We start from the raw sequence: 15,573 nt of genomic DNA, 5'->3' as shown, positions 1-15,573 counted from the left end.
CACTTTTGATGTAAGAGGACAGGAAGTGGAACTCTACGATTCTGAAGAACAACAAGTAGAAGCAATCAAAGATTGGTGGAAAGAGAACGGTAAAGCCGTTATTTTCGGCGCGGTTCTTGGCCTTGGTGGTCTGTTCGGTTGGCGATACTATCAAGATTCGGTGACGGCGGCTCAAGAAGCGGCATCTGAAAGCTACACTCAAGCGGTTCAAGAGTTGGCTGCGAACGGTGCGGCGGGTGAAGCAGCAGTACAGAGCTTTATTGACGCAAATAAAGAGACGCAATATGCCGTACTAGCGGCATTGCAACTGGCTAAAGTACAAGTTGAAGCGAACAATCTCGACGAAGCGCTTGCGCAGCTCGAGTGGGCAAAAACGGCAACCAAAGATGAGGCAGTACTGTCTGTGATCAATTACCGTCTAGCACGTCTGAAAGCTGAGCAAGGTAACTTTGATGCGGCATTAAGTGAACTTGCTGCTATTACAGATGAAAGCTGGGCTGGTCGTGTGGCAGAGCAAAAAGGCGATATTCTACTGCGCAAGGGTGACGAGCAAGCGGCTTACGCAGCTTACACCGAAGCACAGCAGTCAGGTGATGCGAGCCAGACGCTACAGATGAAGTTGGATGACCTAGCCAAGTAAGGGCGAAAGCATGAAGGAAATGCTGAAAAAAGCACTTGCAGTGGCCGTATTGACCGGTGTTCTTGCAGGTTGTGCAAGTGAAGAAGATACCATTGTCATGGCGCCTGTCCCTCAGGTAGACAGTGAGTTCACACCAAGCGGTGTATGGAGCAACTCCATTGGAAATGGTGTTGACACTTACTACTCTAAGCTTTCACCAGAATATGCTTATGGCAAAGTGTTTGTCGCAAGTCGTGACGGTAAGGTTAAAGCGCTAGACCCAGAAACAGGGAAAACGCTGTGGGAGCAAACCATCAAAGCTGAGGGTGTTTCACCGCGTCTTGCGGGTGGCATCACTGCTGGTTACAGCCAACTCTTTATCGGTAGCGAAAACGGTGAAGTGATTGCCCTAAATGAAGAAACGGGTGAACTTAATTGGCGTGTTGCGGTAGATGGTGAAGTACTCGCTGCACCAGCTACAGATAGCAACCTTGTCATTGTTCATACCAATGAAGGTACGGTACTCGCGCTTGACCAAAAAGATGGCAATCAAAAATGGGCCATTAGTACAGAAGTTCCAAACCTGACTCTACGTGGCAACAGTGCTCCTGTTACCGTTTCTGGTGGGGTATTCTGGGGCACGGCAAATGGTCGTCTTGCTGCCGCGATAGCTGAACGTGGTCAGCTAATTTGGCAACAACCAATTGGTCTTCCTCAAGGTGCGACTGAAATTGATCGTCTAGTTGATGTTGATGCCACGCCACTTGTTTTGGGTAGCACGCTATACATCATCGGCTACAATGGCCAACTGACTGCGATTGATTTGCGCTCGGGTAAACCGGCTTGGAAACGTAATTATTCCTCTGCAACCGATATTGCCAGTGATGGCAGCCGTTTGTTTGTCGTCACAGACAAAGACCATCTGGCTGCATTTGATGCTCGAAGCGGTACTGAACTGTGGAAAAATGAGCGTCTCGAGCACCGTCTATTAACCGCTCCAACTGTGATTAACGGTTATGTGGTTGTGGGTGATAATGAAGGATACTTGTACTGGATTGATCGCAACAGTGGCGAGTTTGTTTCTAAGCAGCTTGTCGACAGCAGCGGTTTTGCTGTACCGCCAGTGGTTATTCCTGATGGTTATGTGCTTACCACGCGTGATGGCAATGTAAAGAAACTGACGATCAACGAGTAATCGTGTGATATAATTCACATTCGGCTCCTAGCTGGTAACAGTTGGGAGCCGTTTGTTTGTTTTGAAAACAAGAAGTTATGTGTGGTTATAGGTAAATCGCTGTAAGTATGATTTTAGGCGAATTGTTACCTATAACTACATAAAGAAAAGTATATTGTAGAGGTTGTTATGGTACCTGTTGTTGCTCTAGTAGGGCGTCCAAACGTTGGTAAATCAACGTTGTTTAACCGACTGACTCGCACTCGTGACGCTTTGGTTGCGGACTTCCCTGGCTTAACTCGTGACCGTAAATATGGCCAAGCCAAGCTTGGTGAACACGAATTTATCGTTATCGATACTGGCGGTATTGATGGTACGGAAGAAGGTGTAGAAACCAAAATGGCACAGCAGTCGCTGGCAGCAATTGATGAAGCTGACGTTGTGCTATTTATGGTGGACGGTCGCGCTGGCTTAACGGCAGCAGATGAAGCGATCGCCAAGCACCTGCGTAAACTCGAAAAGCCATCTATGCTTGTGGTGAACAAGGTTGATGGAATCGATGCTGACGCAGCAAGTGCAGAGTTCTGGCAACTTGGTGTAGAGAACATGTATCAAATTGCCGCAGCGCATGGCCGTGGTGTGACTGCATTGATCGATCTTGCATTGAATCCGTTTGCCGAGAAGCTACTGGATGAGAGCAAAGGCGAACTCGAAGATTTGACTGAGTTTGAAGACGAAGAAGAGAAGCTAGATTACAGCGAAGAAGAAGCTGAAGAAGAGTTTACTCGTCTGCAGGATCAACCTATCAAGTTAGCAATCATCGGTCGTCCAAACGTAGGTAAATCGACACTTACTAACCGTATTCTTGGTGAAGAACGAGTGGTTGTCTACGACATGCCAGGCACAACGCGTGATTCTATCTATATTCCGATGGAACGTGATGGCCGCGAGTACGTATTGATCGATACTGCAGGTGTTCGTCGTCGTACCCGTATCAATGAAACGGTAGAGAAGTTCTCGGTTGTTAAAACGCTAAAAGCCGTTGAAGATGCGAACGTCGTGCTTCTTGTTATCGATGCTCGTGAAAACATCTCAGACCAAGACTTAAGCCTACTTGGCTTTGCCCTAAACGCTGGCCGCTCAATTGTTATTGCGGTCAACAAGTGGGATGGTCTGGATATGGATGTGAAAGAGCACGTGAAAAAGGAACTCGACCGTCGTTTAGGCTTCGTTGATTTCGCGCGCATTCACTTCATCTCTGCATTGCACGGTACAGGCGTTGGTCACCTATTTGAATCGGTACAAGAAGCGTACAAGTCTGCGACGACACGTGTTGGTACGTCTGTTCTAACTCGTATCATGAAGATGGCAACAGAAGATCACCAACCGCCAATGGTTCGTGGTCGTCGTGTTAAGCTGAAATATGCACACGCTGGTGGTTACAACCCGCCTATCGTTGTTATTCACGGTAACCAAGTCAATGATCTGCCTGATTCGTACAAGCGCTATCTGATGAACTACTTCCGTAAATCATTAGAGATCATGGGCACGCCAATTCGTATCATCTTCCAAAACAGCGATAACCCGTTTGAAGGCAAGTCGAATAAGATGACACTCTCTCAAGAGCGCAAACGCAAGCGCCTAATGAGTGTGATGAAGAATCGTAAGAAGTAACTCTAGCGGATAATTTCTAGAGATTTTATATATTGTAAAAGCGCCGTTGTTCTCCAGTGGCGCTTTTTTGTATTTAAAGGTTAAGACATGCAAGTTACTCCAACCATAACCCAATTTTGCCACAACCTCTGGCAGCTTGACGCTAAGATTCAGCTGCTCAAGCAAGAGGGCGAGTTACTCTACGTGGTGACAGATAAAACTCCATTTCACCCAGTGAGCCATATTTGGCCAGACCATCCTGCCGATCGCGGTCAACTTAACGGTTGTCCAGTCGTTGATTGCCAAGTCGGGGCGGTAGAGCTTGCGACTAATGAGCTGCATGTTGGTCAAGCCATCCCCGTGAAGCGAAATGAAGCAGGTTGGGCGTTTGTGGTCGTCCACTGTTTAAATAAAGACGTGTTGGAATTATCTGTTGGTGACAATGTTGAGCTAAGTGTCGATAAGCGTTATCAAGATGCGTTGAGCCGAGGCCACAGTGCGGGGCATATTGCCTATTTGGCACTCAACAAGGTATTGGTAGAAGGGCAGTATTGGCGAAAGGATGCAGACCGAAAAGATCCTCATGGTTACTACGACTTCAACAGTTACGCACAAGAAACCAGTTTTGTGACTGAAGATCGCTGCCTCGACACGTACCGCTTGGGAAAGACACTGCGCAAGCGCGGCCTCAATAGTGCGGATGTCGTGGCAGATTTGAAGTCAATCGAGAGTCGAGTTAACGAGCAAGTTCGGTTGTGGCTGACCTTGCCATCGAGTATTGAGGTTTTCTGCGATGGGGATGCCCTCACCGATTCTCGCTATTGGCGCTGCGATCTTAACGAAGCTCAGTTGGCAGAGATCCCTTGTGGCGGAACCCATGCAACATCGTTAGACGTTTATGAGCAAATCTCAGTAACCCTGACTCAAATAGATGAGCAGAACATCGAAATGGATACACGCGTGATGGCGAAAGCGGCGTTGTAAAGGAAAAGCCCGCTGTTTCATCAGCGGGCTTTGCGTTATTACCACATACCTAGAAGCTTCCACCAAGCCCCGCCGATAAATAAGAACACAGGAATAACGATGAGCGAGAAAACGAACCCTATCTTCCACCAGTTCTTTAGGATCAGGAAGCCAGCGCCAAACAGAATCGGTGCAGGGCCAGAGGAGTAATGGGTGGTTGCCATATAAAGGTTACTAAAAATACCCAACACAATGGCAGCCAGCATTGGCGGTGCGCCCGCTGCGATCGCAATGGCTAGGAACGCCGAGTACATGGCACTGGCCATCAAATAGTGGCTGTAGTAGTAGACCAGAAGCAGCATGACTAAAGTCATACCCCATTCAAAACCAGACAAAGAACTCCCCACAATGTCACCAAACCAAGCGATAAAGCCGAGCTTGAAGCCTTTTTGGCTCATGGAAAGGTAGGGCGCCCTACGCGGATTTACCGCCGGATACGTTTCGAGCTATAACTTGAATTACGGGTATCTGTAAATCAAGGTTTCTAAAATACGATCTTTTTATTAAATTCTGATTCCTCTTCTTATATAAGTGTAATTGGTGTTTTATTCTTTTTAAAATGCAAATGCAGCACATGTAACTTATGCTTTCGGTGTGTGGTGATATAAATATTCTTATTGAGGCAGATCGCTGATCAAAATGGATTTAGCCGATGATCTTGTTTCGATCTTTAATTCTATGTGAGTTGGAGAGGAGAGTGATTGATTTGCCTATGAGCCAGATCATAGTATCAAGGGTACAAAACCTTAAAGTGACAAGTAAATAAAGAGTTAAGGGGTCACCAATGAACGAAAATCATTGTCCAACATGTGAGCAAGAGTTGGAGTGGCAAGGGCATTACCACTGTAATCAATGCGATATCGATTATACAAAAGTCGGTTTTTGTCCAGACTGCAATGCGCAGCTAGAAAAACTACAAGCGTGTGGTGCGGCGAACTATTTTTGCAATACTTGCAACGAGTTGAAGTCCAAATCTCGAGTGCGCTTCGAGTATCAAGCTAATTAGAGAGCGGCGCTTAATTGACGGTGGAACGAATTTCACCATCAGACAAACGGGTGACCAAGGTGTCGCCCGTTTTGGTTTGTGACGCCTTAGTAATGACGTCGCCTTGTTGATTTTGTGTAATTGAATAGCCGCGCTTGAGTGTAGCGAGTGGGCTAACCGTATCCAGCTTTTCTGCAGCCAAAGCCAGTTGATGGCGCGTGTTGAGCAGTTTTCTATCCATCGCATCCAACAGTTTTTGCTCGAGCCTTTGTAGTGAAGAGGCTTGTTCATTGAGGCGCTTGATAGGTGAATTAAGCTGCAGTTTATGCTGCTGGCGTTCAATCTTCTGAGCTCGGCTGCTGAGATAGCGCTCCATCCCTCGCTGTAGGCGCATGTCCAGATCATCCAGTTGCTGGCTTTGGCGTTGCAATTGATGACGAGGATGCTGCTTTTCTAAGCGATGCAGTAGACTTGCATTGGTTTGCTTATGTTGCGATAGGTAGTGGCGCATTGCACTGGCGAGCTTATGCTGGCGGCTCGCAATGACTTGATCTTTATGACTGTTGTCGCGGCTCACTAACTCTGCTGCAGCAGAAGGCGTCGGTGCGCGCATATCGGCAACAAAATCGGCGATGGTGACATCAATCTCATGTCCAACGGCACTGATGATTGGAATTTGGCTCGCTGCTATCGTTCTCGCCAAGATTTCATTATTGAAACACCAAAGGTCTTCTAAGGAGCCTCCACCGCGACCGACAATTAGCACGTCACACTCATTTCGGCTATTGGCACAACCAATTGCTTGAGCAATCTGAATGGCCGCCTCTTCACCTTGCACCATGGTCGGGTAGATGACGACAGGAAGAGAAGGATCGCGACGTTTAAGAACGTCAAGAATATCGAAAAGTGCCGCCCCAGTTTTGGAGGTGACAATACCCACGCATTTTGGATGCTCTGGCAAAGGCTGCTTATTGGTTTGAGCAAACAAGCCTTCTCCCGCCAGCTTCATTTTTAGCTCATCAAACTGCTGTTGTAATCGCCCATCTCCTTCAGGCTGCATGCTTTCAATGATCAGCTGGTAGTCACCACGAGGCTCGTAAAGCGATAAACGGGCTTTAACCAATACTTGATTACCATTTTGCGGCTTGAACGTAACGCGACGATTGTTACCACGAAACATGGCGCATTTTACTTGAGCGCGAGAATCTTTAAGAGTCAGGTACCAGTGTCCAGAAACCGGAGCGGAGAAGTTAGAGATTTCACCCACCAACCAAACGATACCCATTTCATTTTCTAGTAACAGGCGAACTTCAGAATTAAGACGAGAAACCGTGAAGATATTTTGATTGGTCAGAGAAGACAAGACTAATTCCGTAGACGTGAGTATGGAAATTAGCGGCAATATAATACATAGCAAGGGGGTAAATGCAAGAAAAAAATTAAAAAATTTGTGGTCAAGCGATTACGTAAGCCGTATAATCCGTCCGCAATATCTAATCCAAATGTAGCCAACAACCTAAAATCGGTTACCCTCATTATGCGAAACGATGAGATTGGATTGTTCTTTTTTACTCCTCTAATTGTGAGATATTGCAAATGCTAAGAATTGCCAAAGAAGCGCTGACATTCGATGACGTACTCCTTGTGCCAGCACACTCCACCGTTCTCCCAAACACAGCTGATCTTCGCACTCAGCTTACTAAGAACATCACCCTAAACATCCCAATGATTTCAGCGTCTATGGACACTGTTACTGAAGCTCGTCTAGCAATCGCGCTAGCGCAAGAGGGTGGCATTGGCTTTATCCACAAGAACATGTCTATTGAGCAGCAAGCTCAGATGGTTCACCAGGTGAAGATTTACGAAGCAGGCGTGGTTTCTCACCCAGTAACCGTAAATCCAGATGCGACAATTGCAGATGTTGTTGCGCTTACAGAAAAGCACGGTTTTGCAGGCTTCCCAGTAGTGACGGACAACAATGAACTGGTTGGTATCATTACTGGCCGTGACGTTCGCTTTGTTACAGACCTTTCTAAGAAAGTTGAAGTTGTAATGACGCCAAAAGAGCGCCTTGCAGCGGTAAAAGAAGGTGCAACTCGCGAAGAAGTTCAAGAGAAAATGCACAAAGCGCGCGTAGAGAAAGTACTGGTTGTGAACGATGAGTTCCAACTAACCGGTATGATTACCGCAAAAGATTTCCACAAAGCAGAGCGTAAGCCTAACGCATGTAAAGATGCACAAGGTCGTCTACGTGTTGGTGCAGCAGTTGGTGCTGGCGCTGGTAACGAAGAACGTGTCGCTGCACTTGTTGAAGCAGGTGTTGACGTACTACTGATTGACTCTTCACACGGTCATTCTGAAGGTGTTCTTAACCGTATCCGTGAAACTCGCGCAGCTTACCCAGATCTAGACATCATCGGTGGTAACGTAGCAACAGGTGCAGGTGCCAAAGCACTTATCGAAGCGGGCGTTAGCGCAGTGAAAGTGGGTATCGGCCCTGGCTCTATCTGTACTACGCGTATCGTAACGGGTGTGGGTGTTCCTCAAGTGACTGCAATCGCAGACGCTGCAGAAGTAGCAAACCAGCACGGCATTCCAGTGATCGCTGACGGTGGTATTCGTTTCTCAGGTGATATCTGTAAAGCAATCGTAGCGGGCGCATCTTGTGTCATGGTTGGTTCAATGTTCGCAGGTACTGAAGAAGCACCAGGCGAAGTAATCCTATACAACGGCCGTTCATACAAAGCTTACCGCGGTATGGGTTCACTTGGCGCTATGTCTCAAGGTTCTTCTGACCGTTACTTCCAGTCTGACAACGCAGCAGACAAGCTAGTACCAGAAGGTATCGAAGGCCGTATCGCATACAAAGGCCGCCTAAAAGAGATCGTTCACCAACAAATGGGTGGTCTACGTTCAAGCATGGGTCTAACAGGCTCTGCAACTATTGAAGATATGCGTACTAAAGCTGAATTTGTACGTATCTCAGGTGCAGGCATGAAAGAGTCTCATGTACACGACGTTCAAATAACCAAGGAAGCACCAAACTACCGTCTAGGTTAATTTTTACTGGTTATTTCGTTCGATAGCTGCATCGAAAGTGCTCATTTATATTTATAAACTGCGCGCTTTCTCTTGGCTCTCAAACGAAATACCGTCGTAAAAATAAAACCTACATACTTAACGTAAACGTTTGCTTTTTTCCTTGAAGCATTAAGAAGAGGCGAGTACACTCGCCTCCGTTTTAATCACTTAGCTTATAAGACTGCTCAAAATGACTAAAAATATCCATGACCAACGTATTCTGATCTTGGACTTCGGTTCTCAGTACACTCAACTTGTCGCGCGCCGCGTACGTGAAATCGGCGTTTACTGTGAGCTTTGGAGCTGGGATGTAGAAGAAGCGGATATTCGTGAATTCAACCCAGATGGCATCATCCTATCTGGTGGCCCTGAGAGTGTTACAGAAGACAACTCTCCACGCGCTCCTCAATATGTATTTGACTCAGGTGTTCCTGTTCTTGGTGTATGTTACGGCATGCAAACCATGGCAGAGCAGCTGGGTGGTAAAGTTTCAACGTCTGATGAGCGTGAATTCGGTTACGCAGCGGTTCAGGTTTCTGGTGAGTCTTCGATCTTTAAAGATCTAGAAGCATCACAAGACGTTTGGATGAGCCACGGTGATAAAGTCGTAGAAATCCCTCAAGATTTCGTGAAAGTCGGTGAGACAGACACGTGTCCTTATGCTGCGATGGCGAACGAAGAGAAAAAATACTTCGGCGTTCAGTTCCACCCAGAAGTAACGCACACTAAGAATGGCCTACAAATGCTAGAGAACTTTGTTCTTGGCGTATGTGGCTGTGAGCGTCTATGGACTTCAGAATCTATCATCGAAGATGCGGTAGCTCGTATTAAAGAGCAAGTGGGTGATGACGAAGTGATCCTAGGTCTATCTGGTGGTGTTGATTCATCGGTTGTTGCTATGTTGGTTCACCGCGCAATCGGCGACAAGTTAACGTGTGTATTCGTTGATAACGGTCTGCTTCGTTTGAACGAAGGCCAGCAAGTAATGGATATGTTTGGCGATCAGTTCGGTCTAAACATCATTAAAGTTGATGCAGAAGAGCGCTTCCTAAAAGCACTTGAAGGCAAATCTGATCCAGAAGAGAAGCGTAAGACAATTGGTCACGTATTCGTAGACGTATTTGATGAAGAGTCTAAGAAGCTTAAGAATGCTAAATGGCTAGCTCAGGGTACTATCTACCCAGACGTCATCGAATCTGCTGCATCTAAGACAGGTAAAGCGCACGTAATTAAATCTCACCATAACGTTGGCGGTCTGCCAGATGATATGGAAATGGGTCTTGTTGAGCCACTACGTGAGCTGTTTAAAGATGAAGTACGTAAGATCGGTCTAGAGCTAGGTCTTCCATACAACATGCTTTACCGCCACCCATTTCCAGGTCCAGGTCTAGGTGTTCGCGTCCTTGGTGAAATCAAGAAAGAGTACTGTGACTTGCTACGTCGTGCTGATGCTATCTTCATTGAAGAGCTACATGCTGCTGACCTGTACAACAAAGTCTCTCAAGCGTTCACGGTATTCCTACCAGTACGTTCGGTAGGCGTAATGGGCGATGGCCGTAAGTACGATTGGGTTGTATCGCTACGTGCTGTTGAAACAATCGACTTTATGACAGCGCATTGGGCGCACCTACCATATGACTTCTTAGGTAAGGTTTCTAACCGCATTATCAACGAAGTTGACGGTATTTCCCGTGTCGTTTACGACATTTCTGGTAAGCCACCAGCGACAATTGAGTGGGAATAATTCTGCTGAAAATTGAACGCAATTAAGCACATATGAAACCAGCCCTCGGGCTGGTTTTTTTGAACCCAGCTATCGATTCTTACGATACAGTTAAAGGTTTATTACGTTGCTTTTGGCCTTGCCTCGCAAGTTGACTTTTGATTGAGTCTATTCGGATCTCTCCTCAACTATCCTCATACAACTTCGAAACGAAAGGAGTTGTAAAATAATGAAAACCCTACCTATTATTGCTGTAGCCAGCGCGCTGAGTATGAGCTCTTCCGCTTGGGCGGCAATGAACATTCAACCCGATCCACAGAACCCAACTGGCTATGTGGTCTCACGCGCAGACATTACGGCAGCGGAGCAGCAAAAAACGTCAAACCCGATGTACGGCATATGGTCGCAAGCACTAAGAACGGCACCAAATACCGTGGTCGATGCGATCGATGCAGGACTCGCAACCAATCCTGATAACGTTAAGCGCGCAGAACGCGTTTTTCCACGAGCGGAGTGGGACTTTCTTACTCAGATGGCCGCTCCAGAATATACCTACACTCGATTTCTAAAAGCGATTGGTAAGTTCCCAGCGTTTTGTGCGGAGTACACCGATGGCCGTGATTCTGACGCGATCTGTAAGCGCTCTATCGTGACTGCTTTCGCTCATTTTGCGCAAGAGACGGGTGGACACATTGCCAAAGACAACATCTCAGACAACCCTCAGGCACTAGAAGAGTGGCAACAAGCTTTGGTTCATGTCCGCGAAATGGGTTGGTCTGAAGGTCAAGAGGGCTACACCACTGGCTGTGGTCAAAATGACTGGCAAAACAGAAAATGGCCATGTGCCGCAGGGCAGGGCTACTTTGGGCGTGGGGCAAAACAGCTTTCTTACCACTTCAACTATGGCGCGTTCTCTGAGGTAATGTTTGACGGAGACGCGTCTGTATTACTCAACAACCCGGGTTTAGTCGCAGATTCATGGCTGAACCTTGCTTCTGCGGTATGGTTCTTTTTAACCCCGCAAGCACCAAAACCAGCGATGCTGCACGTGATTGATAAAACGTGGACACCTTCTCAACGCGAAATTGATGCAGGTATCGGTTACGGCTTTGGTACCACAATCAATATCATCAATGGCGGTATTGAGTGTGGTGAGCAAAATAAAGATAAGGGGCAGCCAGTTAACCGAATCCGCTACTGGGAAGGCTTGGCAGCACATTATCAAATCCCTATTGGCGCAGATGAAAAGAACACCTGTTGGCAACAAACTCCTTACGGTAGCTTGAACTTAAATGGTGCGACCGATGTGCTGTATACCAACTGGGATGGCAACTGGAAGTACTACGCTGATCGCCCTGGTGGTTACTCATTTGAATGTGAATTGGTTGGATTCCAAACCGCATACTCTGCCTTGGTTCCGGGTGATTACGAGAAGTGTGTAACGAACTTCTACGGCTCTCACTCAAGTTGGCCTGAGGTTCGAGTGGTGGAAAAACTAGACCCTGTTGATCCCGGCACTGGCCCAGGTACGGGGACTGATTGGGATGCAAACAAAGTTTATACCGGCGGTGAGCAGGTGACTTACAAAGGCGCGACGTACAAAGCGAAGTGGTGGACTCAAGGGGATGATCCAAGCTTAGGCGGGCCATGGGAACTGATCGCCGGCACGCCAACTGAGCCTACTCCGGACCCAGTTCCAACACCTACTCCAGATCCTGAGCCGACTCCAACACCCGACCCAGAGCCTACTCCAGAACCCACTCCGGTTCCAGATACGTTTATCCAGTGGGAGCCGGGTGTAACACAAATTGCCAATGGTGAGAAAGTAACATTCAACGGTAAATGCTTTATTGCCAAGAATGGACCTGGAGTGTGGGAAAGCCCGACACAATCTAACTGGTTCTGGGATGAGATCAGCTGCCAGTAGTTAACCTCTTTTACTCCCTATATAAGCAAGTCTCCAAGAGGCTTGCTTTCTCTGTAACAATCCTACGACACTCCCCTTACGTTTCATTACAGTACCTTCTGCTGAATCTCTATACAATTGCTGCATCAGTTATAGGGTTTAGAGGTAATAAAGATGAAAGCAAAGATTTCGTTATTAACAATCCTGGTTGCCAGTGTGGTCGGTTGTGCTAACGCTGAAACAGCAGAACCAGTAGAAACGCCAAGCTGGCTAACTGTTAAAAATGAAGAGACCAAGCCACGTGGTTGGGACAACTTCGGCAGTTTAAGCTTTGAAGCAACAGTTGCAGACGTTGGCAATCAAAAGTATGACATCTATAAAGCGCCAGTAGGTCAGGTCATGTCCATCACTGGGCCTGATAGCCGATTCAATGTGATCGAAACCCTGCAAGGCGCTCTGTTTTATGGTGTTGGCCAGGTGGGAGTGCTTTCACATGAAGAATGTATGGCACAGATTGGTGAGATCGGAACCGCGGCAAAAGCTCAACCTTCTGTTGTTCGATTTTTCTTAGAGAAGGGGAGACCACAGGGTCCTCGTTCCATTACATCTGTACAAGATTTTAGCGTGAATGAGTCTGTTAACGATGCAGAGATTGCAATTGGAGAGGCGACCACTGTTGAAATCGAGGGAGAGAGTTACCCTATTGGCCCAATGCTCGAATTGCCTGCCCCGTGGGGAGCCTCTGGCACCTTAACTCCGGCTAAATCTATTGAGTTTGCCTTTCAGTACTACTCAACAACGGATGGTCAAAAAGAGACGGTCAATATTTCAGGTCAATGGAGCCCAGAGATGGGACCAATGGACAAGTTTAATCATGAACCAATGACAGAATGGTTGGCGTGTGTGACACCGGAAGTGAAGGCGACATTGGTTGAACAGAAAGTTAAGTTAGTGGGTGAAACGCTCGAAATTATGACCCAAGCAGAACTCGCTAACGGTGCAATCTAAGATTGCGATTTAGCTATCTATCTTTTTACGGCGTTCGGATTAAACTTTGCGCGTAATTTTTATTAACTTTTTTTAAAGGCGCGCAAAATGTCAACTAAATTGGCGAACCCAGCCCCATTGGGTCTAATGGGTTTCGGTATGACAACCATCTTACTTAACATCCACAATGCAGGTTTTTTCCCGATTGACTCGATGATCCTAGCGATGGGTATTTTCTATGGTGGTCTTAGCCAAGTTTTGGTGGGCATGATGTGTTTCAAACGCGGTGACACATTTGGTACTACGGCGTTCACTTCTTACGGTCTATTCTGGCTGACACTGGTTGGCCTGATTGTTATGCCTTACATGGGGCTGCCAGCAAGCCCTGCTAGCTTTATGGGTTGGTACCTATTGCTATGGGGTGTGTTCACAGGCTTCATGTTTATCGGCTCACTATGCTACCCAGTTGCTAAGCAAATTGTCTTTGGTTCTCTGACCATTCTATTCTTCCTATTGGCGGCGCGTGACTTTACAGGTAGTGAGCTTATTGGCACGATTGCCGGATTTGAAGGTATTTTCTGTGGCGCGAGCGCAATTTACTTTGCGATGGCACAGGTGCTTAACAATGAGTACGGCCGTACCATTTTGCCTATCGGTGAAAAGAAGGTAGAGCAGCACGTAGAGCTTGAGCAAGTTGCTGCGTAATGAAATGAATATGATGTTACGCTGCTTGCCTGAAGCATTGTGACGGACATATACGGGAACAGTAAATGAAAGGGGTTAGCCGATTGGCTAACCCCTTTTTTTACCACTGCATTTCTTATTGAATGAATTAGGTTGATGGCTGCTCTACTGGCGTTGCTTCAACCTCTTCACTTGGTTCTTTACCTGTTTTGCGGCGGTACTTGTCTTCCCAGTAGTCCGCGCCTTTGATACCAAGTTTTACAGGGTTAAAGGTGTACTCTTCAACGCCTTGCTTTTGTTGTTCTTCGTAATCGTGCAGCGCTTTAAGTGCTGGCTTAGACATAAAGAAGATAATCAAAATACCCACAATGTTGAGCCAAGCCATGAGACCTACGCCCACATCACCCATAGCCCAAGCTAAGTTAGCCGTTTTCACTGTGCCGTAGAAGACAACCGCGATAAGTGCGACTTTTAGCATGAACATCAAACCGCTTACTTTGAATGTGCGACGGATGTAAGCGATGTTTGTTTCTGCGATGTAGTAGTAAGCCAGAATGGTGGTGAAAGCAAAGAAGAACAGTGCAATCGCAATGAAGGGTTTACCAATGCCTGGTAGCGCACTTTCGATAGCCATCTGGGTGAACACAGGGCCGTTGGCTGCGATGTCTGCCGCAACGTTTTGCACTAGTAAGCCCTCTGCGCCATGTACGTTGTAAGCACCAGTAATGATGATCATAAACGCGGTTGCAGAACAAACCAACAGGGTATCAATGTAAATTGAGAAAGATTGAACAAGACCTTGCTGAGCTGGGTGATCAACACTTGCTGCTGCTGCCGCGTGAGGACCTGTACCTTGGCCTGCTTCGTTTGAGTAAACGCCGCGTTTCACGCCCCAGCCGATTGCCGCACCAACACCTGCCATAGGGGTAAAGGCGTCACCAACAATCATCGCAAATACGCGTGGTACTTCACCGATGTTGAGTAGAATGATGACAAACGCGGTGATGATGTAAGCCAGAGCCATAAACGGCACGACGATCTGCGTGAAGTTTGCAATACGCTTAACGCCACCGAAAATGATGAAGGCAAGAATGACAGAAATCAGCGTACCAGTGAAAATTTTTGCAAAACTGAATGTGCCGATAGCCGTTTCAATCATTTCACCTGGGCCGAATGCTGCTTCTACCGCGTTACCAATACTGTTAGATTGCACGCCTGGAAGTAAGAAGCCACATGCAAAGATGGTCGCGATCGCAAAGATCCAAGCGTACCATTTTTGTCCCATCGCTTTTTCAATGTAGTAAGCTGGACCGCCACGGAATTCGCCGTTGTCTTCCTCTTTATAAATCTGCGCGAGTGTCGATTCTGCGTATGCCGTTGCAGCGCCGAAGAAAGCAACCACCCACATCCAAAATACCGCACCTGGGCCACCAAAACCAATGGCTGCTGCAACACCTGCGATGTTACCGGTACCCACACGGCCTGAAAGTGACACGGCTAAAGCTTGGAACGATGAAATGCCTTTCGAAGAACTTTTTCCTGATAGAAGTAAGCGCCACATTTCCCCAAAGTGACGAACTTGAACAAAACGAGTCATGATTGAGTAGAACAAACCAGCGCCTAGACACAGATAGATCAGTACCGGGCTCCAGATGATTCCATTCAAAAAATCAACAAGTGACTGCATAAGTATTTCCCTGTTATGAGTTTGTAATGGTTGTTTTCTGAGCAGAATATT

The 15,573-nt window shown here is 47.0% G+C and carries 12 protein-coding genes and 1 pseudogene; 10 read left to right on the top strand and 3 right to left on the bottom strand.

The genetic code is table 11. The annotated features are described in order from the left end of the window. The first annotated feature begins 25 nt into the window (after positions 1–25). The 4 genes from OH458_RS16165 to OH458_RS16150 all read left to right on the top strand — a co-directional run bounded on the left by OH458_RS16165 (position 26) and on the right by OH458_RS16150 (position 4,430). Positions 26–640, top strand: coding sequence for a YfgM family protein (locus OH458_RS16165; RefSeq protein ID WP_005471593.1), 615 nt, complete (start codon positions 26–28; stop codon positions 638–640). A 10-nt stretch (positions 641–650) separates the two neighbouring features. Then, positions 651–1,814 carry an outer membrane protein assembly factor BamB gene (gene bamB / locus OH458_RS16160; protein WP_269979110.1) on the top strand — a complete coding sequence of 388 codons (1,164 nt, stop codon included), beginning with the start codon at positions 651–653 and terminating at the stop codon, positions 1,812–1,814. Positions 1,815–1,982: 168 nt separating this feature from the next. Next, positions 1,983–3,467, top strand: a complete 1,485-nt coding sequence (gene der, locus OH458_RS16155) for a ribosome biogenesis GTPase Der (protein ID WP_269979109.1) — start codon at positions 1,983–1,985, stop codon at positions 3,465–3,467. Between the two features lie 87 nt (positions 3,468–3,554). Beyond that, entirely contained in the window at positions 3,555–4,430 is an 876-nt protein-coding gene (locus tag OH458_RS16150) for an alanyl-tRNA editing protein (RefSeq protein ID WP_269979108.1), read from the top strand. A gap of 38 nt (positions 4,431–4,468) precedes the next feature. Here the strand turns inward: OH458_RS16150 and OH458_RS16145 are convergent. Next, positions 4,469–4,852 (bottom strand): annotated as a pseudogene (locus OH458_RS16145) (anion permease); the annotation flags it as partial. 401 nt (positions 4,853–5,253) lie between these two features. Between OH458_RS16145 and OH458_RS16140 the strand changes: the two are divergent. Beyond that, a complete protein-coding gene (locus OH458_RS16140) occupies positions 5,254–5,475 on the top strand; it encodes a zinc ribbon domain-containing protein (RefSeq protein ID WP_269979107.1) in 222 nt (73 codons plus the stop codon). Between the two features lie 10 nt (positions 5,476–5,485). Here OH458_RS16140 and xseA read toward each other — a convergent pair whose 3' ends face one another. After that, entirely contained in the window at positions 5,486–6,817 is a 1,332-nt protein-coding gene (xseA, locus tag OH458_RS16135) for an exodeoxyribonuclease VII large subunit (RefSeq protein WP_269979106.1), read from the bottom strand. 233 nt (positions 6,818–7,050) lie between these two features. On the opposite strand from xseA, the gene guaB reads away from it, so the two are divergent. From guaB to OH458_RS16110, 5 genes are all read left to right on the top strand, one after another. Continuing rightward, a complete protein-coding gene (gene guaB / locus OH458_RS16130) occupies positions 7,051–8,514 on the top strand; it encodes an IMP dehydrogenase (RefSeq protein ID WP_269979105.1) in 1,464 nt (487 codons plus the stop codon). Between the two features lie 211 nt (positions 8,515–8,725). Further along, the gene (gene guaA, locus OH458_RS16125; protein ID WP_269979104.1) at positions 8,726–10,279 is read left to right on the top strand and encodes a glutamine-hydrolyzing GMP synthase; all 1,554 of its coding nucleotides are present in this window, start codon (positions 8,726–8,728) and stop codon (positions 10,277–10,279) included. A gap of 208 nt (positions 10,280–10,487) precedes the next feature. After that, positions 10,488–12,185, top strand: a complete 1,698-nt coding sequence (locus OH458_RS16120; RefSeq protein WP_269979103.1) for a chitinase — start codon at positions 10,488–10,490, stop codon at positions 12,183–12,185. A gap of 153 nt (positions 12,186–12,338) precedes the next feature. Further along, positions 12,339–13,172, top strand: a complete 834-nt coding sequence (locus OH458_RS16115; protein WP_269979102.1) for a hypothetical protein — start codon at positions 12,339–12,341, stop codon at positions 13,170–13,172. Positions 13,173–13,259: 87 nt separating this feature from the next. Further along, a complete protein-coding gene (locus OH458_RS16110; protein WP_269979101.1) occupies positions 13,260–13,856 on the top strand; it encodes an acetate uptake transporter in 597 nt (198 codons plus the stop codon). 127 nt (positions 13,857–13,983) lie between these two features. On the opposite strand, the gene OH458_RS16105 is transcribed toward OH458_RS16110, so the two are convergent. Continuing rightward, positions 13,984–15,522: an alanine/glycine:cation symporter family protein gene (locus tag OH458_RS16105; RefSeq protein ID WP_269979100.1), complete on the bottom strand. Its 1,539-nt coding sequence runs from the start codon at positions 15,520–15,522 to the stop codon at positions 13,984–13,986. Positions 15,523–15,573 lie beyond the last annotated feature (51 nt).

Source organism: Vibrio sp. MarTm2, from assembly GCF_027587055.1.
GTDB lineage: Bacteria > Pseudomonadota > Gammaproteobacteria > Enterobacterales > Vibrionaceae > Vibrio > Vibrio sinaloensis_D.
This window is presented reverse-complemented; position numbering and strand designations above follow the sequence as displayed.